We start from the raw sequence: 20611 nt of genomic DNA on the forward strand, positions 1-20611 counted from the left end.
CCGACAGGTCTACGCCGGATGCCGGAGCTCCCGCAATACCGCCTTCCGTGTCAAGTGGGCGATCGTAATGCCGTCGTGACGTGCCGTCAGGCGCGGGTGGCGGGTGCGAGCGGCGGTATCGGCGTCGCCTCGACCGAACGGGCCGCCCGGTCCAGGGCGCTCGCGAGGAGGGCCAGATCCGTCGGGCCGTTGCCCAGCTCACGGACCGGGCGGCGGGTGGGCGGGTCGCCCATCCGCTCCCACTCCAGCGGGACGACCACCGGGCGGAGCGTCGCCGTTCGCGGGATGCGGCCGGTGACGCGGCCCGCCTGGAAGGGGGTCACGCGGCCGTCCGGATGGCCGAGCCTGCCGCGCCCGGCCGCCGGGACGTCCGGGCCCGCGGCCACCGGGGGCGGGTCGAGCACGATCCGCAGCCGGGCCCCGTGGGCCAGCTCCGTGTCGGCGGTACGGTCCGGGCGGGCCGAGGTCGCGACGAGGTGCACCCCGAGCCGCTCGCCGTGCCGGGCGACGGCCTCCAGGGCCCGTACGACGGACCCGGCGGCCGGCCGGCCGGAGGCTCCGAGCGCGGGGGCGACCAGGGCGTCGAAGTCGTCGACGAGGACGACGAGCCGCGGCAGCGGCCCGGCACCCGCCGGCCGGGCGGACCCGGACTCCCCGACGGCGGGCCGCGGAATCCGCCCGCCGGCCTGGTCGCTCGCCCCGGGCTGCCCGCTCGCGGGGTGCGGCACGCGGCCACTCGGGAGGTCGGTGAGGTCGCCGTCGCCCGTGCGGAGGGTGCGGCTGCTCGGGCGGTCGTCCAGGGACCCGCCCTCGCGGCGGGGGAGCCGCCCGCTGGGCGTGTCGGTGAGGAAGACGTCCCCGGCCGCGGACCGCGCCCCACCGTCACGCGCGACGCGCCCGCTGGAACGGCCGCCGAGGTCGTCGGCCCCGGGGTAGGGCACGCGCCCGCCGGCGCGCCCGCCGAGGTCGTCGGCGCCGGGGTACGGGACGCGGCCGCTGGAGCCGTCGTGGAGGCTGCCGTCGCCCGTGCGGAGGGTGCGGCTGCTGGAGCGGCCGTTCAGGTCGTCCGCGCCGGGGTACGGGGCACGGCTGCTGGAGCGGCCGCCGAGGTCGTCCGCGCCGGGGTAGGGCACGCGTCCGTCGTTGCGCCCGCCGCGGTCGTCGGCGCCGGGGTGTTGCGCGCGGCCGCTCGGGCGGTCGCCGATGTCGCCGGCGCCTGTGCGGGGCACGCGCCCGCTGGACCGGCCGCCCAGGTCGTCCGCGCCGGGGTACGGGACGCGGCCGCTGGAGCCGTCGTGGAGGCTGCCGTCGCCCGTGCGGAGGGTGCGGCCGCTGGAGCGGCCGTTCAGGTCGTCCGCGCCCGAGTACGTGATCCTGCCGCTCGGGCGGCCGCCGAGGTCGCCGTCGGGCGTGCGGGCGCCGCGCGCGCTCGGGAGGGAACCGATCGTGCCGTCGCCCGTGCGCAGGGTGCGGCCGCTCGGGCGGTCCGTCAGGTCGCCCGGGTCGGACACGCGGACGGACGCGCGGGCGCCCTGCGGCACGGATTCCGCCGCGCTCGGGGAACGCTGGCCGATCAGCCGGTCGGCTGCGGTGGGCGCGGCACGGGACCCGCGCCGGTCGGCGAAGTGGCCGTCGCCCAGGAGCTCCGCCCTGCGCTTCAGCTCGGCGCCGAGCGCCTGCGCGAACTCCCGCATCCGTACGGGGTCGGAGGCGACGAGGTGCTCGGTGACGTGCGGCAGCTCCGTACAGACCGCGAGGCCTTCGCCGCGGTCGCCGCCCGCCCCGTCCACGAGGAGCAGGCCCAGCCGGTCAGGGCGGCCGCCGGCCGCGAGGGACGCGGCGATCGAGCGGAGCAGCTCCGTGCGGCCGCTGCCGGCGGGTCCTTCGATCAGCAGGTGCGGGCCCTCCTGGGTGAGGTCCACCGACAGCGGACCGCGCGGGCCCGCGCCCAGCACGGCCGTCCCGTCGCCGGCGGAGGCCCAGCGGGCCAGCAGGGAGGCGGGGGTCGCCCGGGCGAGGCCGAGCTCGTCGAGCAGGCGCGCCGACGGGGGCAGCGCGGCGGCCCGGCCGTGCGGCGCCGCCGCCGTCTCCGGACGCAGCGGGGCGAGGGCCCGGCCGAACCGGTCGGCCCAGGCGACGGAGACCGCGTCGACCACGCCGACCGTGCCGTGGCCCGCGACCCGGCCGCCGGAGGTGCGGACCAGCCGCAGCGCCGTCGCCACGTCGCCGCTCAGGAGCGCGGCGGCCCCGCACTCGCGGAAGGCGAGGGACGCGGCGCAGGCGGCCTCGTAGGTGGCGGCCACCGGCGATTCCGGGGTGGCCGAAGGCGCCTCGGCGAGGCACAGGAGGTGGATGCCCGCCGCCGCTCCGGCGCCCGCGAGCCGTGCGACCGTCTCGCGCAGCGCGGCGGAACCGGGGTCGCCGTCGACGATCACGACCGTCGCCGTCCCGGCGTGGCGCGCGGCCGCCTCGGCGACGGACGCGCGGTCGGCGCTGGGCCAGCCGGGGCCGAGGGCACCGTCGTCGAGCCGCCGGGTCAGCTCGGTCGTCCGGGCCTGGGCCTGCTCGCGGTCGTACGCCAGGAGCAGGCGGCAGTCCTGGCCGTGGGCCGGGCGGACGTGCGGGAGCCAGCCGAGCCAGCCCCAGGCGCGGCGCCGCTCCTCAAGGGAGCGGTTCCGGTCGGCGCTGATCAGCACGATCTCCAGATCGGCGGGGGAGTGCAGGGCGGCGAGCTGGGCCACGACCGAGCGGGCGAGCCCGGCGAGCCGGTCGGCGGGGCCGGCGAGACCGAGCGAACCGGCCTCGCGCAGTCCGACAGTGACCGGCACCCCGGAGAGCTCGGCGCGGTCGGTCGTGCCGAGTCGGACCACAAGGGACTCGGCGTGGTCCTGGGCCCGCTCCCAGAGGCGGGGGCCCGGGCCGAGGGCGGTGAGCAGGACGGTGGCCGGGTCGGGCCAGGTGTCGGCCTTGGGGCCGGGGCCGGACCCGGTGGCCGTGCCCCGCCCGCCGGGGCCCGGACGGGCGCCGCTCAGGGCGCCGGCGGGCGTGCCCGCGTGGGTGTCCGGGGCGGACGTGGAGCCGGCGTCCTGGGCCGGGAGGTCCTCGCGGCCGCCCGCGAGGCGCCGGGCCCACGCGCCGAGGCCGCGCTTCCCGCCCGGCCGGCCGGGTGCCGGGGCCGGTTCCGTGCCCTGGCGGCGGGACTGCCGGGTCCTGCTGTGGGCCTCGCCGCCGGTGTGGTCGTGGGGGCCCTGGGGCTCCTCCGCGCGCGCGTGTCCGGCGGAGCCGGGGCGGTCGCCGTAGGCCTCGGCGGCGTACGGATCCGTGTGCGGCTGCGCGTACGGATCCACGTACACGTCGTCGTGCCGGGTGTCCTGGGGGGCGTGGTGAGAGGTGTCGTACGGGACGCCGCGCGCGCCGCCGTGCGTGCTGTCGTCGGCCGCGCGTCCCGAGGGCGCGTCGGGACCGGCGGGCGCCGGCGTCCCGTCAGGCTTGGCCGTCCCGCCCGCGACCCGCAGGTGGCCCTCGCCGTCGGGGGTCGTCGCGACCGTCTCCGTACCGCCGGGTCCGTCGCCGGGGCCGGTCAGTCGGAGGGCGGACTCGCCGAGGCGCAGCAGGGAGCCGGGGAGGAGCCGGACCGGGCGGTCGCCGACGGGCATGCCGTCGAGCGTCGTGCCGTTCGTCGAGCCCAGGTCGGAGACGGTGACGCGGCCGTCGGCGCCGACGGTCACCGTGCAGTGCGCGCGCGAGACGTCCGGGTCGTCGAGCGGTACGTCGGCGTCGACGGAGCGGCCGATTCTGATCGCTCCGCCGTGCAGCAGGTGCACCCCGCCCGCGTCCGGTCCCGCCACCACGTGCAGCCGGACGGAGGCGGCCTCGCCGACCCGGTCGTCGGGGCCGGGGACCTGGAGCGAGAGGACGGCGCCGTCGACGAGCGGAGGCTCGCCGAGCACACAGCGCCTGCTGTCGAGCCGGTCCCCGCCCGCGTAGAGCACGGTCGTGCCCGAGGCGGAGGTGTCGGGGCCGGTGACGGCGGCGGCCAGACCGGAGGCGACGGCGGCGAGCGCCGTCCCGGCGGGGGCCGTGACGAGCACGTCACAGGCGCGCCCGGCGCCGTGGCCGCCGTGGCTGCCATGGCCGGAATGCGGCGCGAGGACGGTCAGCCGGATCTGCATCGCCGTCAGCGGTCCCTTCTGCGCGAGATGCCCGGCAGGGGAACCGCCCTGTGACTCCCCCCACCCGGCACGGACGCGTCGTCCGGTACAGGTCGGCACGGCGCGGGGGGCTCCCGACCCCACCGATGCGACGTGCTGGAGGCATCCTCGCACCTGCCACCGACAACCCGCCCCCGGGTCGGCCACAAGTGATCTTGAATGGTCGGCTGTGGTCCTAAAAATGCCTGGTTGGGCATGCCTTCGGAGCATGCCTGGCAACCGCCGCGGTCCGCGGAGCGTCTTCTTCCGGACAAGTTCGGGGCACGATCCGCCTGTGGACGACCGGCCTGCGACCCGTTCGGCGGCACTAAAGTGGGTCGGACACCCGGACGGGTCACAACAGAGGACAGGGACCCCGGGGACCACACGAGACCACCCCAGGACCACGATCAGCAGGGAGCGCGTGACGTGCGGCCTATCGGCAGCAAGTACCTGCTCGAGGAGCCGCTCGGACGCGGCGCCACGGGCACCGTCTGGCGAGCCCGCCAGCGGGAGACGGCGGGCGCCGAGGCGGCCGTGCCCGGCCAGCCCGGCGAGACCGTCGCGATCAAGGTCCTCAAGGAGGAGCTGGCCAACGACGCGGACATCGTGATGCGCTTCCTGCGCGAGCGGTCCGTGCTCCTCCGGCTCACCCACCCGAACATCGTGCGGACCCGCGACCTGGTCGTCGAGGGCGATGTCCTCGCCCTCGTCATGGACCTCGTCGAAGGCCCCGACCTGCACCGGTACATCAGGGAGAGCGGACCGCTCACCCCGGTCGCCGCCTCGCTCCTGACGGCCCAGATCGCCGACGCGCTCGCCGCCAGCCACGCCGACGGCGTCGTCCACCGCGACCTCAAGCCGGCCAACGTCCTGCTCGCCGAGCAGGGCGGCCAGATGCACCCGATGCTCACCGACTTCGGCATCGCGCGCCTCGCGGACTCCCCGGGCCTGACCCGGACGCACGAGTTCGTCGGCACGCCCGCGTACGTGGCGCCCGAGTCCGCCGAGGGGCGCCCGCAGACCTCCGCCGTCGACATCTACGGCGCGGGCATCCTTCTGTACGAGCTGGTTACCGGCCGGCCCCCGTTCGCGGGCGGCACCGCCCTGGAGGTCCTCCACCGGCACCTCAGCGAGGAGCCGCGCCGCCCCTCGACCGTGCCCGGCCCGCTGTGGACGGTCATAGAGCGCTGCCTCAGCAAGGACCCCGACCGGCGCCCGAGCGCCGAGAACCTGGCCCGCGGCCTGCGCGCCGTCGCCGCCGGCATCGGCGTCCACGCCACGCCCGCCCAGATCGAGGCGGCGGACGGCGTCGGGGCACTCCTCGCCCCGGACCCGGCGCCGGCGCCGGTCCCGGAGACCCCGGGGGCCGCCGACGCCACCCAGGTGCTGCCCAGCGGCGCCGGGAACCCGTTGCAGTACGACCCCGCCGCCGCGACCAGCGTGATGCCGACCAGCGGCCCGGCGGGCGTCGCCGACCCGACGGCCGTCATGCCCCCCGTACCGTCCCAGCCGCCGCAGTCCGAGGACCCGCACCCCTGGCAGAACCAGCTGCGCGCGGCCCGCGACCGCAACGAGCAGACGCAGGTGCAGTACCTCGACCCGAGCGAGGACCCGCTGCGCCGTCGCCCGCAGCGCCCGCAGCAGCAAGGGCAGCCCGGCCAGTACGGGCAGCAGGGCCAGCAGGGCCAGCAGGGGCAACAGGGACAGCAAGGTCAGTACGGGCAGCAGCGGCCGCCGCAGCACCAGCAGCAGCGCCCGGCGCCGCAGCAGTACCAGCAGCAGCACCAGCCGCAGCAGTACGCCCCCCCGCCGCCCCCGCAGCAGTACGCGCAGCCGCAGCAGCCGCCCCAGCAGCAGTACACGCCCCCGCAGCCGCCGCCGCAGGCCCCCGCCCCCCGCGAGCCGCGCCCGCCGCGCCAGCGCAGCGCGAACCCGATGCGGATCCCCGGCCTCGGCTGCCTCAAGGGCTGCCTGTTCACGATCGTCCTGTTCGTGGTCGCGGGCTGGCTCATCTGGGAGCTGACCCCGCTCCAGGACTGGGTCGCCCAGGGCAAGGGCTATTGGGAGGCCATCGGAGACGGCATCTCGACGGTCACGGAGTGGATCTCCACGATCGGCGAGGCCACCGGCTCCGGGGGTACTACCGGCGGTACGGGGCAGTAATACTGCCGATTTATCGACTTCCGAAGGGTGATTTCCGTTCGGAAGTGACGACCGGCGGCTGCGGACGCGTAGCTTTGACGCGAACCGCAGCCGCTGAGGGAGCAGTCTTGGCACGGAACATCGGCAGCCGCTACACCGCCCACCAGATCCTCGGGCGGGGCAGCGCCGGAACGGTGTGGCTCGGCGAGGGGCCCGAAGGGCCCGTCGCCGTCAAACTGCTGCGCGAGGACCTGGCGTCCGACCAGGAGCTCGTCGGCCGCTTCGTCCAGGAGCGCACCGCCCTGCTCGGCCTCGACCACCCCCGGGTGGTCAAGGTCCGCGACCTCGTCGTCGACGGCAACGACCTCGCCCTCGTCATGGACCTCGTGCGCGGCACCGACCTGCGCACCCGCCTGGACCGGGAGCGGCGGCTGGCCCCCGAGGCCGCCGTCGCGATCACCGCCGACGTCGCCGACGCCCTGGCCGCCGCGCACGCCGCCGGGGTCGTCCACCGGGACGTGAAACCCGAGAACATCCTGCTCGACATGGAGGGCCCGCTCGGCCCCGCCGGCGCCCATCCCGCCCTCCTCACCGACTTCGGCGTCGCCAAGCTGATCGACACCCCCGGCCGCACCAAGGCCACCCGGATCATCGGCACCCCCGACTACCTCGCCCCCGAGATCGTCGAAGGCCTCCCGCCGCGCGCCGCCGTCGACATCTACGCCCTTGCCACCGTCCTGTACGAGCTGCTCGCCGGCTTCACGCCGTTCGGCGGCGGCCACCCCGGCGCCGTCCTGCGCCGCCACGTCACCGAGACCGTCGTCCCGCTCCCCGGCATCCCCGAGGAGCTGTGGCAGCTGATCGTGCAGTGCCTGGCGAAGGCCCCCGCCTCCCGCCTGCGCGCCTCCGAGCTGGCCGCCCGCCTCAAGGACGTCCTGCCGCTGCTCAAGGGCATCCCGCCGCTGGACGTGGACGAACCCGACTCGGACCCGGCGCAGGGCACCGCACCGGCGTCGGAGCCGTACGAGGAGGACGCGTACACCGCCGGTACGGGCGCCGGTGAGCCCGGTCCGCGCCGGGCCGCCGTCCCGCTCGTCCCCGGCGCCTCCGCCGACTCCAACCGGGACACCCACACCTCCATGCGGGTCCCGGCCCCCGACGAGCTCTCCGGCGGCCCCCTCGGCACCGCCCGGGCGCCCCGCCCGGCGGGCGCCCGGCGCCCCGGGTCCGCCCGCCACAAGGCGGGCGTGGTCCGCAAGCGCCGGATCACCCTCGCCGTCGCGGCGGTCGTGGTCGCGGGGGCGCTCGGTGCCGGCGGCTACCTGGCGGTCTCCGGCGACGAGGACGCGCCGCCGCAGGACTCGAAGCAGTCCTCCCAGCCGTAAGAGGCAGCCGCACGGCCAGTACGGCCACCAGGGCAGCCGTCCCGCCATAGGGGACGGCCGTACGGCCGTCGCGACCAAAGGTTCGGCTCCTCGCCCGGAGCCGTTACGCTGGACGCGTGGCAGTCGTCGATGTATCCGAAGAGCTGAAGTCCCTCTCCTCGACCATGGGGTCGATCGAGGCCGTCCTGGACCTCGAGAAGCTGAGGGCCGACATCGCCGTGCTCGAAGAGCAGGCCGCGGCCCCGTCCCTGTGGGACGACCCGGAGGCGGCGCAGAAGATCACGAGCAAGCTTTCGCACCTCCAGGCGGAGGTCCGGAAGGCCGAGACCCTGCGCGGGCGGATCGACGACCTCTCGGTCCTCTTCGAGCTCGCCGAGGAGATGGACGACTCGGACGCCCTCGCCGAGGCCGAGACGGAGCTCACCTCCGTCCGCAAGGCCCTCGACGAGATGGAGGTCCGCACGCTCCTCTCCGGCGAGTACGACGAGCGCGAGGCGCTGGTCAACATCCGCGCCGAGGCCGGCGGCGTCGACGCCTCCGACTTCGCCGAGCGGCTCCAGCGCATGTACCTGCGCTGGGCGGAGCGCCACGGCTACGCGACGGAGATCTACGAGACCTCGTACGCGGAAGAGGCCGGCATCAAGTCGACCACCTTCGTGGTGAAGACGCCGTACGCCTACGGCACGCTCTCGGTCGAGCAGGGCACCCACCGCCTGGTCCGCATCTCGCCCTTCGACAACCAGGGCCGCCGTCAGACGTCCTTCGCGGGCGTCGAGGTCCTCCCGGTCGTCGAGTCCTCCGACCACGTCGAGATCGACGAGTCCGAGCTGCGCGTCGACGTCTACCGCGCCTCGGGCCCCGGCGGCCAGGGCGTCAACACGACCGACTCGGCGGTGCGCATCACGCACATCCCGACCGGCATCGTCGTCTCCTGCCAGAACGAGCGCTCCCAGATCCAGAACAAGGCGAGCGCCATGAACGTCCTCCAGGCCAAGCTCCTGGAGCGTCAGCGCCAGGAGGAGCGCGCGCGGATGGACGCGCTCAAGGACAGCGGCAGCTCCTGGGGCAACCAGATGCGTTCGTACGTCCTCCACCCGTACCAGATGGTCAAGGACCTCCGGACGGAGTTCGAGGTCGGCAACCCGCAGGCGGTCCTCGACGGCGAGATCGACGGCTTCCTCGAGGCCGGCATCCGCTGGCGCAAGCAGCAGGACAAGTAGTCTCCCCGGCTGACCCGTTCAGCCGTACGAGTCCGGGCCCCGCACCTTCTCGGTGCGGGGCCCGGACTCGTTCCGTACCGTCGTGCGGATTCGCTGACGCAAGCGGAAGCGGGGCCGTCGAGGTGCTTTGTCGACAAGGGAACTGGTGTCGCCGGGCCCGGAGTTACGGGTTTACGTCACAGTTGCATCGTCTCATGCCGGTCACTAGTGGATCTTTCGGGCATCGCACGCGCAACGGCCTTGACGCTTCATCGGAAACTCGGAAGGGTGACGTACTGGCATGCGCATTTCTGGGGCGCGTGTGAACGGGGGCCGGCCCAGTCGTGACGCCGCCCCTGCTGCGCGGGGCCCCGAGCGCTGCCCCATGACGAGTTTGAGCTACTGGGGGTAGCAGCCAGATGACCAAGCAGATGCGAATCCGATTCGCGCGCATCGCCGCCGGAGCGGTGATCGCCGCCGGAGCTTCGCTGACCGCGGCCGGTGCCGCGCAGGCCGTGGGCGCCTTCGGCGAGAACGAGCCGACCCCGACGGAGACGTGCCTTCCCGGCACCGCCGGTTGCGAAGTCACGCTTCCGCCGACGACTCCGCCGGTCGAGACCACGCCTCCGGTGGAGACGACTCCGCCGGTGGAGACCACTCCGCCGGTCGAGACGACCCCTCCGGTGGAGACGACTCCGCCGGTGGAGACCACTCCGCCGGTCGAGACCACGCCTCCGGTGGAGACCACTCCGCCGGTCGAGACGACTCCGCCGGTGGAGACCACCCCGCCGGTCGAGACCACCCAGCCTGGCGGTGGCGAGACCACCCAGCCCGGCAACGGCAACAACGGCAACAACAACGGCGGCAACAACAACGGCGGCAACGACAACGGCGGCAACGACAACGGCGGTAACGGCAACGGCGGGACCGACCCCGGTTCCACCGAGAGCCCCGTGACCCCGGACGAGGGCACCGACGGTGGCTCCACCGGCTCCGGTTCCGGCGACCCCGGCACCTGCACCGTCGACCTCGACGGCGCCGAGTGCGTGGACACCGGCAACAACAACACCGACACCAACAACGCCGGCTCGCAGCCCGTGCAGCAGGGCCAGGCGAAGGAGGAGCTCGCCGAGACCGGTGCGGCCGAGACCTCGTTCCTGATCATCGGCGCCGCGACCATGATCGCCGGTGGCATCGGCTTCCGCATGCTGCCGCGCCTCGTCGCCGGTGGTGGCGGCGGCGCCGCCGCCTGACGCGACCGCGTGAGCGCGTGAGAGCGCGCGCATGACGAAGGGCCGGGGAGGTCAGTCTCCCCGGCCCTTCGCCGTGCTCCGGCTCGTGTGGCGTCTCTCGGTCCGCCGAGACGCCTCTCAGGCCGCCTGGACCACCGCGAGCAGGGCGATCGCGGCCAGCAGGGCGATCGCCAGCGTCAGCAGCATCGCGGGGGACGGCCCCTGAGGGGTCAGACGCTCCCGGTTCGCGCGGCAGACGGGGCAGCGGCCCTCAGCGACCGGGGCCGCGCAGTTGGCGCACACCAGTCGGTCGTAGGTCATGCGCTCTCCTCCTCCCGCACAGGGATCCACACCAGGACAACGCCCGGAGGGGTCCGGACGTTCCCCCTACCACTGTGCCAGCTCCGGGGCGTTTCGGCGCGCCCCACCGGATTGCCCACCTTCCGCCCCAAAGGGCGAAAAGGATAAAGCACGCAAGCCAGGACCGCGACTGCGCGGGCCATGCCCGTTCGCGTAAGGTCACGCACACCTACTCCCGGCCGACCGTGGTGCATCCGTGATCCGATTCGACAACGTCTCCAAGTCCTATCCGAAGCAGAACCGCCCCGCGCTCCGGGATGTCTCCCTGGAGATCGAGAAGGGGGAGTTCGTCTTCCTCGTCGGTTCGTCCGGCTCCGGAAAGTCGACTTTCCTGCGGCTGCTCCTGCGTGAGGAGCGCGCCAGCCAAGGCCAGGTGCACGTCCTCGGCAAGGACCTGGCCCGGCTCTCCAACTGGAAGGTGCCGCACATGCGGCGCCAGCTCGGCACCGTCTTCCAGGACTTCCGCCTGCTCCCCAACAAGACCGTCGCCGAGAACGTGGCCTTCGCCCAGGAGGTCATCGGCAAGCCGCGCGGCGAGATCCGCAAGGCCGTACCGCAGGTGCTCGACCTGGTCGGGCTCGGCGGCAAGGAGGACCGGCGGCCCGGCGAGCTCTCCGGTGGTGAGCAACAGCGCGTCGCCATCGCCCGCGCCTTCGTCAACCGCCCGATGCTGCTGATCGCCGACGAGCCCACCGGCAACCTCGACCCGCAGACCTCCGTCGGCATCATGAAGCTGCTCGACCGCATCAACAGGACAGGGACCACCGTCGTCATGGCGACCCACGACCAGAACATCGTCGACCAGATGCGCAAGCGCGTCATAGAGCTGGAGAAGGGCCGCCTCGTCCGCGACCAGTCACGCGGCGTCTACGGATACCAGCACTGAGCAGGTAGGGGACAGAACACACCATGCGCGCTCAGTTCGTGCTGTCGGAGATCGGTGTCGGTCTCCGGCGCAATCTCACGATGACCTTCGCCGTCATCATCTCCGTGGCCCTCTCGCTCGCCCTCTTCGGTGGCGCCCTGCTCATGCGCGAGCAGGTCAGCACGATGAAGGACTACTGGTACGACAAGGTCAACGTCTCCATCTTCCTCTGCAACAAGGCCGACGCGGCCGACGGGGCCAAGTGCCCCAAGGGTGCCGTCACGGCGCAGCAGAAGGAGCAGATCAAGGCCGATCTGGAGAAGATGGACATCGTCGAGTCCGTCTACCAGGAGTCGACCGACGAGGCGTTCAAGCGGTACAAGGAGGAGTACGGCGACACCGCCATCGCCTCCGTCATCACGCCGGACCAGATGCAGGAGTCGTTCCGGGTCAAGCTCAAGGACCCGGAGAAGTACAAGGTGGTCGCCACCGCCTTCGCCGGCCGCGACGGCGTCGAGTCCGTCCAGGACCAGCGGGACACCCTGCAGAACCTCTTCGACCTGATGAACGGCATGAACATCGCCGCCCTCTGTGTCATGGGCCTGATGCTGGTCATCGCGCTGATGCTGATCGTCAACACCGTCCGCGTCTCGGCCTTCAGCCGTCGCCGCGAGACCGGCATCATGCGGCTCGTCGGGGCGTCGAGCTTCTACATCCAGATGCCGTTCATCATGGAGGCCGCGTTCGCCGGGCTCCTCGGCGGCGCTGTGGCGTGTGTGCTCCTGATCGTCGGTCGGTACTTCCTCATCGACCACGGCGTCGCGCTCGCCGAGAAGATGCAGCTGGTCCAGTTCATCGGCTGGGACGCCGTCCTCGCGATGATGCCGCTCATGCTCGCCATCAGTCTGCTGATGCCGGCCGGGGCCGCGTTCATCGCGCTGCGCAAGTACCTGAAGGTGTGAGAAGACACCGCTGACGACGGATGGCGCCGTACGGGCAAAGCCCGTACGGCGCCATCCCCTTGTCCTAGAGTGGGCGCCATGCCGGCCGACGCCGATCACCGCCTCTGTATCCGGCCCCGCGGAATGCTCCGTGGGGCCGTTCTGACGCTGGTCTTCACCGGTGTCCTCGCCACCGCCGCCGCCACCGGGTCCCTGCCCCGGCGGGACGCGGGGGACGACCGGTCGCCGGATTCCGCCCGTACGGCCACGGTGGACCGCGCCGCCCTGAACCGGGCCGCCGCCGCGGCCATGGCCGACGGGAAGTCGGGCAAGCAGGCCGCCGAGGAGTTCGTCAGCCGCAGCGGTGACCGCTGGGGCGCGGTGTACGACAAGAAGGAGTACGCCGACTTCGAGCAGGCCCTCGACGGCGCCTACACGGGTGTCGGGCTCTCCGCCGGCCGGGCCGCCGACGGCGGCGCGGTGCGGGTGACCCGGGTCCAGGCGGGCGGCCCCGCCGAGCGGGCCGGGCTCCGGGCCGGCGACCGGCTCGTCTCCGTCGACGGACGCCCGGTCGGCGGGCTCTCCGTCTCCGAGGTCGTCTCCCTCCTCCGCGGCGACGGCGTCCCCGGATCGGCCGTCGCCCTCCGGGTCGAGCGCGGCCGCACCGCCTGGACGGAGACCCTGCGCAGGGCCCGGCTCGCGACGGACCCGGTCACCGTCCGCCGCCTCGACGACGGGGCCGTCCTGATCAAGGTGGCCGCCTTCACCAAGGGCGCGGGCACGCGCGTACGGGACGCGGTACGGGACGCCCCGGCGGGCGCCGGTGTGCTCCTGGACCTGCGGGGCAACTCCGGCGGTCTGGTCGCGGAGGCCGCCGTCGCCGCCTCCGCCTTCCTCGACGGCGGCCTGGTCGCCACGTACGACGTCGAGGGCGAGCAGCGGGCCGTGTACGCGGACGGGGGCGGCGACACCGGCCGGCCCCTGGTGGCGCTGATCGACGGCGGCACGATGAGCGCGGCCGAGCTGCTCACCGGCGCCCTCCAGGACCGGGGCCGGGCCGTCACGGTCGGCTCGCGGACCTTCGGCAAGGGCTCCGTGCAGATGCCGAGCGCGCTGCCGGACGGTTCCGTCGCGGAGCTGACCGTCGGCCACTACCGCACGCCCGCCGGGCACGCGGTGGACGGCCGGGGCATCACCCCCGACCTGACGGCGGCGGAGAAGGCCGAGGAGCAAGCTCGTACGGTATTGAGTGGCCTCGGAGGGGGCTCGTAGTGCGAAAATAGCCGCACTATGGCAAAGGGACTCGTGAACGTGCAGGGCAAGCCTGCGAAGAAGAGCGCGGACAAGGCGCCTGAGCGCAAGCTCATCGCGCAGAACAAGAAGGCGCGCCACGACTACCACATCGTCGACACGTACGAGTGCGGTGTGGTCCTCATGGGCACCGAGGTGAAGTCGCTGCGGATGGGCCGGGCGTCGCTGGTCGACGGCTTCGTGCAGATCGACGGCCACGAGGCGTGGCTGCACAACATCCACGTGCCGGAGTACACCCAGGGCAGCTGGACGAACCACTCGGCGAAGCGCAAGCGCAAGCTGCTGCTCCACCGCGAGGAGATCGACAAGCTGGAGGCGAAGTCGAAGGAGACCGGTCACACGATCGTGCCCCTCGCGCTGTACTTCCTGGGCAGCCGGGTGAAGGTCGAGATCGCGCTCGCCAAGGGCAAGAAGGAGTTCGACAAGCGTCAGACGCTCCGCGAGAAGCAGGACACGCGAGAGACCAGCCGGGCGATCGCGGCGGCGAAGCGGAAGCAGCGGGCGGCCCAGGCCGGCCAGTAGGCGGCCGGCAGCGGCCGGTGGCGGTTAATACGCTGGCGACGGCGGCCGTCGGTCACGTACGATGGGCCGTGCACACCTCGCAAGGGGTGCGCACGTTGAAAACAAAACATGGGGATGATCGGTTTCGACAGCGGATACCGATGCAGAGGAAGCGTGTCGAGGAAGCGGCAATGATCTCGTTAACCATATGTCGCAACCAATAATCGCCAACTCCAAGAGCGATAACTCCCGCTTCGCCCTCGCTGCCTAATTTTAGGTAACGACAAGAAGCCTCTGTGAGGAGCGTCAGCCCGGGGGTGGTCCCGACCCGGATCCTGGCGTCATTTAGGGATCTAAACCTCTCACCCCGGTCACGGGGGTAAGAGGGAAATCAAACAGTGACTGAGCCCGTCGGAGACTTGTCCGCGTGATCTCCGGGGCTGAGAAACTCGTAGCGGACTGCACACGGAGAAGCTCTGCTTCCGTACCGTTGGACGCGGGTTCGATTCCCGCCATCTCCACTCATCCCATGTTGGGCAGAGGCCCGGCAGTCGTCACGACTGCCGGGCCTCTGTCATGCCCGGAGGCGCGGGGCCCGGCCGACCCGCGTGACCGCGCACAGCGCCAGGGCCAGCGTCGCCGCCGTCACCGGGACGAGGAAGCCGAAGCCGGGGAAGGGGGCGTGGTCGGCGGACCAGCCGCCGGTGGCGGAGCCCGCCGCGAGGCCGGCGAGGAGGGCGGTCACCGCGAGGGTCATGCCCTCGTTGAGCTGGGCCGTGGGCGTCAGGCGCTGGACCAGGCCCATGCCCGTGACCAACGTCGGGGCCGTCGCCATGCCCGCCAGCAGCAGGCCGCCCGCGAGCGCGAGGAGCGAGCCGGTCGTGGCGCCGAGCAGCGGCATCGTCATCAGGACGGCCATCGCGGCCAGGCAGGTGCGGAGCCGGGCGGTGCGGCGGGCGCGGCCGTAGAGGAGGCCCGCCGCGCAGGAGCCGGCCGCCTGGAGGGCGAGGACCGGGCCGGCGACGGGGCCGTCCACGTACGCCAGGGTCACCACCTCCATGGAGCCGAAGACCGCCCCGGTGGCGAGGAAGACCGCGAGCAGCGGAACCATGCCCCGGGTCCGCAACGGGGAGCCCGCGGCCGTACGGGGGGCGATCGGGGGCTCGGTGGAGCGCTGGGCGGCGAAGAACAGGACGCCGGTGAGGAAGAGGGCGGCGGCCGCGAGGGTGCCCGCCTCCGGGAAGAGCGTCGAGCAGAGGAGCGCGGCGAGCACCGGGCCGAGCATGAAGCAGAGCTCGTCGGTGGCCTGCTCGAAGGAGTTGGCGGTGTGCAGGGCGTCCGGGTCGCCCCGCAGGAGGTGCGCCCAGCGGGCCCGGGACATGCCGCCCGTGTTCGGGGCGGTGGCGGTGGTGGCGGCGACGAGGAAGAGCGCCCAGACGGGGGCCTTCTCGTGGACGCAGAGGACCAGGAGCAGATGGCCCAGGACCGCGTACGCCGTGGCTGGGACCGCGATGCGGGCCTGGCCGTGCCGGTCGACGAGCCGGGCGATCCAGGGGGCGGCGAGCGCCCCGGCGGCGAGACCCGTGGCGGTCACCGAACCCGCCAGGGCGTAGGAGTCGTAGCGGCCCGCGATCATGATCACGGCGCTCACGCCGAACATGCCCATGGGTAGCCGGGCGATCAGATTGCCGGCGGTGAACGCGCGGGTGCCGGGGAGGGTGAAGAGGCGGAGGTAGGGGTTGCGGGGTGGTCCCTGGCGTTCGGCGGTCCGGCGGGCGGAGGCCGGGTGCTCGGCGGTCCGGCGGGCGGAGGTCGGATGCTCGGAGGCCGGGTGTTCGGCGGTCCGGCGGGCGGAGGTCGGATGCTCGGAGGCCGGGTGTTCGGCGGTCCGGTGTTCGTTGTAGCGAGGGGCGAGAGCCGGGCCCGCCGGGGTGAGGGTGAGGTCCGGTTGCGGCATGGATCAAGGTTCGTGGGCGGGGGGCCGGTGGGTCCAACACCTGATCGGTAGCCATTCACGCACCTGTGTTGTTAAATGCGTCGGTGAGCTTCTCAGGCACCTCGTACGACATCGACCCCCGCCTCCTGCGCGCCTTCACCGCCGTCGCCGAGGAGCTGCACTTCACCCGCGCCGCCGCCCGCCTCTACCTCGCCCAGCAGGCCCTCAGTCGCGACATCCGGCGCCTGGAACGGGAGTTGGGCACCGAGCTCTTCGTGCGGACCACCCGACAGGTCTCCCTCACCCCCGACGGTGAACGCCTCCTCCCGTACGCACGGCGGGTGTTGGCCGCCCACGACGAGCTCGGCGACGCCTTCCGCGCCGCGCCCCGGCCGCTGCTCGTCGACCTCAACACCCCCGGCCTCGCGCAGGAGCGCATCCTGCACCGGGCCCGCGAACTCGCCCCCGAGCAGGAGCTGATGGCCCGCTACGAGAGCGGACTGACCGGCGCCGCGCGGGAGATCATCGCCGGACGCCTCGACACGTCCTTCGGCCGGTACGGAGGGCTGGCCGCCGACCTCAGGGCGCGGCTCGACTTCCAGTTCGTGCGGTACGAGCGGATGGCCGTGATCCTCCCCGAGGACCACGAGCTCGCCGCCCTCCCCGAAGTGCCGCTCGCCGGGCTCGCGGGGGAGCAGGTCTACGCGGGCGCGGGCAACGACCGCACGCCCGAGTGGACCGACCTCGCCGTGCGGCTCTTCGCCGGGCGCGGGATCGAGGTCGCCGCGTCGTGGCCGCTCGCGATCGGCCACGAGGAGTTCCGGCGGATCATGGCCAAGTACCGCAACCCGGTCCTCGCCGTCGTCGACTTCCCGCCCATGCCGGGCTGCGTCCTCCGGCCGCTCGTCGACCCCGTACCCCTGTCACCCGTGAGCCTGGTGTGGCGCAAGGGACTGCGCCACAGCGGCCTGGACGCCCTGCGGACCGCCGCCGCGGAGATCGGCGCCCGCGAGGGCTGGCCGGCCCGCCCGCCCGGCTCCTGGCTCCCGGAGGGGGAGCCGGGGATACCCCGGAACCAGCCACCCAGGGCCGGCGAGTGAGCCGAAGGGGCGCGCCGGGGGAACATCCCCGAGCACGGTCGGGGATGTGAGCCCGGCTGTAGCGCCCCGGAGGCGAACCGAGCCTCGAAATGAAAAGGGAGGCGCTCACAGAGCCGTCGCGCGCCGGGTGAGAGCAAGGTTCCGTCCCCGTCACCTCGCGGCACCGGGCTGAAACGCGGCCTCCCTAGCGTCTGTGTCAGGTGGACCGGGGCTGTGGACGCCCCAGGACCCGACATCCGCGGAGGTACGACATGGGCGGCGGCCGGTGGATCGAACAGTGGGAGCCGGAGGACGAGACCTTCTGGCGTGAGAAGGGGGAACGGATCGCGCGGCGGAACCTGCTCTTCTCCGTGCTCTCCGAGCACATCGGCTTCTCCATCTGGAGCCTGTGGTCGGTCATGGTGCTCTTCATGGGGCCGCAGTACGGCGTCGACCCGGCCGGCAAGTTCTTCCTGATCGCGACCGCGACCTTCGTCGGCGCGCTGATCCGGATCCCGTACACCTTCGCCGTCGCCCGCTTCGGCGGTCGCAACTGGACCGTCTTCAGCGCCCTGTTGCTCCTGCTGCCCGCCGGCTTCGCCTTCGCGGTGATGGAGCCCGGCACCTCGTACACGACGTTCGTCCTGGTGGCCGCGCTCACCGGCGTCGGCGGCGGCAACTTCGCCTCCTCCATGACCAACATCAACGCCTTCTTCCCCCTGCGGAAGAAGGGCTGGGCCCTCGGGCTCAACGCGGGCGGCGGCAACATCGGCGTCCCCGTCGTGCAGCTCGTCGGCCTGCTCGTCATCGGCACCGCAGGGGCCATGCACCCGAGGATCGTGCTCGGCGTCTACCTGCCCCTGATCGTGGTCGCCGCCGTGTGCGCCGCGCTCTTCATGGACAACCTCGCCCCCGTCAAGAACGACACGGGCGCCGCGAGGGAGGCCGTGAAGGCCCGCCACACCTGGATCATGGCCTTCCTGTACATCGGCACCTTCGGTTCGTTCATCGGCTACAGCTTCGCCTTCGGGCTCGTGCTCCAGACGCAGTTCGGACGCACCCCGCTCCAGGCCGCCTCGCTCACCTTCGTCGGCCCGCTCCTCGGTTCCCTCATCCGGCCGATCGGCGGCTCCCTCGCCGACCGGCACGGCGGCGCCCGCATCACCCTGGGGACCTTCGTGGCGATGGCCGCCGCGACCGGGGTGGTGATCTACGCCTCCGTCGTCGAGTCGCTCGCCGTCTTCCTCGTCGGCTTCATCGGCCTCTTCGTCCTCAGCGGCCTCGGCAACGGCTCCACGTACAAGATGATCCCGGCGATCTTCCTCGCCCAGGGGCACCGCAAGGGCCTCTCAGGGGAGGCGGCCGAGGCCTACGGGCGGCGGCTCTCCGGGGCCTCCATGGGCCTCATCGGGGCCGTCGGGGCGCTCGGCGGGCTCGGCATCAACCTCGCCTTCCGCCAGTCCTTCCAGACCGCCGGCACGGGCACCGGCGCCTTCGTCGCCTTCCTCGCCTTCTACGCCGCCTGCATCGTCGTCACCTGGGCGGTATACCTTCGGCGGCCGACGGCCGTGCCCGAGACCGCGGAGGGGGCCGCGGACGGCGCCACCGGAGAGGTCGTCGACGAGCGGACCCGGCCCGGATACGCGAAGGTGTGATCCACGGTGCCCGGCGCGGACCGTAACGACCAGGAAATACGCGCGAACCGAGTCCGTCACGCATCCCCGTCAGGCTCTGGCCCCATGGACGAGCAAGAACACGGCCCTCTCGCCGGCTTCACGGTCGGCGTCACCGCGGCGCGGCGCGCGGACGAACTCATCGCGCTGCTGCGCCGGCGCGGCGCGGCCGTCGTCCACGGCCCCGCCCTGCGGATCGTGCCCCTCGCGGACGACACCGAGCTCCTCGCCGCCACCAAGGAACTCATCGACCACGCCCCGGACGTCGTCATCGCCACCACGGCGATCGGCTTCCGGGGCTGGGTCGAGGCCGCCGACGGCTGGGGGTACGGCGAAGACCTCCTCGCCGTCCTGCGGGAGGTCGAGCTCCTCGCCCGGGGCCCGAAGGTCAAGGGAGCCGTACGGGCCGCCGGACTCACCGAGTCCTGGTCGCCCTCCTCGGAGTCCATGGCCGAGGTCCTCGACCGGCTCCTCGCCGAGGGCGTGGCCGGCCGGCGCGTCGCGCTCCAGCTGCACGGGGAGCCGCTGCCCGGCTTCGTGGAGGCCCTCACGGCCGGCGGCGCCGAGGTCGTCGGCGTCCCCGTCTACCGCTGGATGCCCCCCCAGGACCTCGGCCCGCTGGACCGGCTCCTCGACGCGGCCCTCGCCCGCACCCTGGACGCGGTGACCTTCACCAGCGCCCCGGCCGCCGCCTCCCTCTTCTCCCGGGCGGAGGAACGGGGGGTACGGGCCGAACTCGTCGCCGCGCTCCGGCACGACGTGCTCGCGGTGTGCGTGGGGCCCGTGACGGCGCTCCCGCTCCAGGCCGAGGGCATCGACACGTACCAGCCGGAGCGGTTCCGGCTGGGGCCGCTCGTCCAGCTGCTCTGCAAGGAGCTCCCGGCCCGCGCCCGGGTCCTGCCGGTCGCCGGCCACCGGGTGGAGGTCCGCGGCCACGCGGTCCTCGTCGACGGTGGCCTGCGCCCGGTCCCGCCCGCCGGGATGGCCCTCCTGGGGCTCCTCGCCCGCCGCCCCGGCTGGGTCGTCTCCCGGGCCGACCTGCTGGGCGCGCTGCCCGGCGCCGGCCGCGACGAGCACGCGGTGGAGACGGCGATGGCCCGTCTCCGGACGGCGCTCGGCACCCCGAAACTGATCCAGACCGTGGTCAAGCGCGGCTACCGACTGGCCCTGGACCCGGCGGCGGACGACAAGTACGACACGCCGTAGAGCCTCTCGGGAAACGGGCGTTACGGTACGGGGATGATCGCCGAAGGACTCCGCATCCGCCCCGCCGACGCCGCCGACGCGCCCGCGCTCGCCGCCGCCCTGCTGCGGAACCGGGAGCACATGAAGCCCTGGGAGCCCTACCGGCCCGAGCGGTACTACACCGCCGAGGGGCAGGCCGAGCGGCTCGCGGACGGCGGGGTGCGGTGGTTCGCGGTCGACGGGGACAGGGTGGTCGGCGCCGCGATCCTCTCCGGGATCGTCCTCGGGCCCTTCCGCAGCGGCTCCCTCGGCTACTGGGTCGATCACGAGTACACCGGGCGCGGCGTGGCCACCGCGCTCCTCGAGGAGGCCTGCCGCGCCGCCCGCGAGGAGCTCGGCCTCCACCGGATCGAGGCGTGCACCGTCCTCGACCACCACGTCTCCCAACGGGTCCTGGCCAAGGGCGGGTTCGCGCAGATCGGCACCGCGCCCCGCTACCTCCACATCGCCGGGGAGTGGCGCGACCACCACCTCTTCCAGCGGCTCCTGCACGACGACCCGCCGCCCGGCTTTCCGGGCTCACTCCCCGTGAACGGTGATCGCGCCTGA

General features: G+C 73.4%; 15 protein-coding genes and 1 other RNA gene. 13 read left to right on the top strand and 3 right to left on the bottom strand.

Features of this window, described 5'->3' with window-relative positions; all coding sequences use genetic code 11:
* Nucleotides 1–86 precede the first annotated feature (86 nt).
* Complete coding sequence (locus ACFWWU_RS31540; RefSeq protein WP_384150621.1) at nt 87–4172, bottom strand: FHA domain-containing protein; 4086 nt, start codon at nt 4170–4172, stop codon at nt 87–89.
* 447 nt (nt 4173–4619) lie between these two features.
* On the opposite strand from ACFWWU_RS31540, the gene ACFWWU_RS31545 reads away from it, so the two are divergent.
* From ACFWWU_RS31545 to ACFWWU_RS31560, 4 genes are all read left to right on the top strand, one after another.
* Nucleotides 4620–6356, top strand: a complete 1737-nt coding sequence (locus ACFWWU_RS31545; RefSeq protein ID WP_384150624.1) for a serine/threonine-protein kinase — start codon at nt 4620–4622, stop codon at nt 6354–6356.
* 107 nt (nt 6357–6463) lie between these two features.
* Nucleotides 6464–7720: a serine/threonine-protein kinase gene (locus ACFWWU_RS31550; RefSeq protein WP_384150627.1), complete on the top strand. Its 1257-nt coding sequence runs from the start codon at nt 6464–6466 to the stop codon at nt 7718–7720.
* Between the two features lie 116 nt (nt 7721–7836).
* The gene (gene prfB, locus ACFWWU_RS31555) at nt 7837–8940 is read left to right on the top strand and encodes a peptide chain release factor 2 (protein ID WP_384150630.1); all 1104 of its coding nucleotides are present in this window, start codon (nt 7837–7839) and stop codon (nt 8938–8940) included.
* Nucleotides 8941–9350: 410 nt separating this feature from the next.
* The gene (locus ACFWWU_RS31560; RefSeq protein WP_384150631.1) at nt 9351–10172 is read left to right on the top strand and encodes an LPXTG cell wall anchor domain-containing protein; all 822 of its coding nucleotides are present in this window, start codon (nt 9351–9353) and stop codon (nt 10170–10172) included.
* A 117-nt stretch (nt 10173–10289) separates the two neighbouring features.
* On the opposite strand, the gene ACFWWU_RS31565 is transcribed toward ACFWWU_RS31560, so the two are convergent.
* Nucleotides 10290–10472 carry a hypothetical protein gene (locus tag ACFWWU_RS31565; RefSeq protein WP_317595836.1) on the bottom strand — a complete coding sequence of 61 codons (183 nt, stop codon included), beginning with the start codon at nt 10470–10472 and terminating at the stop codon, nt 10290–10292.
* A gap of 235 nt (nt 10473–10707) precedes the next feature.
* Between ACFWWU_RS31565 and ftsE the strand changes: the two genes are divergently transcribed.
* The 5 genes from ftsE (at nt 10708) to ssrA (ending at nt 14653) form a co-directional block, all read left to right on the top strand.
* Nucleotides 10708–11397, top strand: coding sequence for a cell division ATP-binding protein FtsE (ftsE, locus tag ACFWWU_RS31570; protein ID WP_317595834.1), 690 nt, complete (start codon nt 10708–10710; stop codon nt 11395–11397).
* 23 nt (nt 11398–11420) lie between these two features.
* Nucleotides 11421–12338: a permease-like cell division protein FtsX gene (gene ftsX / locus ACFWWU_RS31575; protein ID WP_384150634.1), complete on the top strand. Its 918-nt coding sequence runs from the start codon at nt 11421–11423 to the stop codon at nt 12336–12338.
* A gap of 78 nt (nt 12339–12416) precedes the next feature.
* Nucleotides 12417–13589 (top strand): S41 family peptidase, encoded by a 1173-nt coding sequence (locus ACFWWU_RS31580; protein WP_384150637.1) that lies wholly within the window; start codon nt 12417–12419, stop codon nt 13587–13589.
* Nucleotides 13590–13607: 18 nt separating this feature from the next.
* Nucleotides 13608–14150 carry an SsrA-binding protein SmpB gene (smpB, locus tag ACFWWU_RS31585; RefSeq protein ID WP_384150640.1) on the top strand — a complete coding sequence of 181 codons (543 nt, stop codon included), beginning with the start codon at nt 13608–13610 and terminating at the stop codon, nt 14148–14150.
* Between the two features lie 110 nt (nt 14151–14260).
* Nucleotides 14261–14653, top strand: a transfer-messenger RNA (tmRNA) gene (ssrA, locus tag ACFWWU_RS31590).
* A 50-nt stretch (nt 14654–14703) separates the two neighbouring features.
* Here ssrA and ACFWWU_RS31595 read toward each other — a convergent pair.
* Nucleotides 14704–16086 carry an MFS transporter gene (locus ACFWWU_RS31595; RefSeq protein ID WP_384150643.1) on the bottom strand — a complete coding sequence of 461 codons (1383 nt, stop codon included), beginning with the start codon at nt 16084–16086 and terminating at the stop codon, nt 14704–14706.
* Nucleotides 16087–16169: 83 nt separating this feature from the next.
* On the opposite strand from ACFWWU_RS31595, the gene ACFWWU_RS31600 reads away from it, so the two are divergent.
* The 4 genes from ACFWWU_RS31600 (at nt 16170) to ACFWWU_RS31615 (ending at nt 20611) form a co-directional block, all read left to right on the top strand.
* The gene (locus ACFWWU_RS31600) at nt 16170–17165 is read left to right on the top strand and encodes a LysR family transcriptional regulator (protein WP_384150646.1); all 996 of its coding nucleotides are present in this window, start codon (nt 16170–16172) and stop codon (nt 17163–17165) included.
* A 251-nt stretch (nt 17166–17416) separates the two neighbouring features.
* A complete protein-coding gene (locus ACFWWU_RS31605) occupies nt 17417–18799 on the top strand; it encodes a nitrate/nitrite transporter (protein ID WP_384150649.1) in 1383 nt (460 codons plus the stop codon).
* Between the two features lie 84 nt (nt 18800–18883).
* Nucleotides 18884–20023 (top strand): uroporphyrinogen-III synthase, encoded by a 1140-nt coding sequence (locus ACFWWU_RS31610; RefSeq protein ID WP_384150652.1) that lies wholly within the window; start codon nt 18884–18886, stop codon nt 20021–20023.
* Between the two features lie 33 nt (nt 20024–20056).
* Complete coding sequence (locus tag ACFWWU_RS31615; protein WP_384150655.1) at nt 20057–20611, top strand: GNAT family N-acetyltransferase; 555 nt, start codon at nt 20057–20059, stop codon at nt 20609–20611.

Origin of the sequence: Streptomyces sp. NPDC058650 (assembly GCF_042717315.1) — a bacterium.
Taxonomy (GTDB): Bacteria; Actinomycetota; Actinomycetes; order Streptomycetales; family Streptomycetaceae; genus Streptomyces.

Bases quoted from the DNA above. Each gene is read 5' to 3' on its own strand.
- smpB (WP_384150640.1), top strand. From the start codon at position 13,608: ATGGCAAAGGGACTCGTGAACGTGCAGGGCAAGCCTGCGAAGAAGAGC.
- ACFWWU_RS31615 (WP_384150655.1), top strand. From the start codon at position 20,057: ATGATCGCCGAAGGACTCCGCATCCGCCCCGCCGACGCCGCCGACGCG.
- ftsX (WP_384150634.1), top strand. From the start codon at position 11,421: ATGCGCGCTCAGTTCGTGCTGTCGGAGATCGGTGTCGGTCTCCGGCGC.
- ACFWWU_RS31580 (WP_384150637.1), top strand. From the start codon at position 12,417: ATGCCGGCCGACGCCGATCACCGCCTCTGTATCCGGCCCCGCGGAATG.
- ACFWWU_RS31605 (WP_384150649.1), top strand. From the start codon at position 17,417: ATGGGCGGCGGCCGGTGGATCGAACAGTGGGAGCCGGAGGACGAGACC.
- ACFWWU_RS31595 (WP_384150643.1), bottom strand. From the start codon at position 16,086: ATGCCGCAACCGGACCTCACCCTCACCCCGGCGGGCCCGGCTCTCGCC.
- ACFWWU_RS31610 (WP_384150652.1), top strand. From the start codon at position 18,884: ATGGACGAGCAAGAACACGGCCCTCTCGCCGGCTTCACGGTCGGCGTC.
- ACFWWU_RS31540 (WP_384150621.1), bottom strand. From the start codon at position 4,172: ATGCAGATCCGGCTGACCGTCCTCGCGCCGCATTCCGGCCATGGCAGC.
- ACFWWU_RS31560 (WP_384150631.1), top strand. From the start codon at position 9,351: ATGCGAATCCGATTCGCGCGCATCGCCGCCGGAGCGGTGATCGCCGCC.
- ACFWWU_RS31565 (WP_317595836.1), bottom strand. From the start codon at position 10,472: ATGACCTACGACCGACTGGTGTGCGCCAACTGCGCGGCCCCGGTCGCT.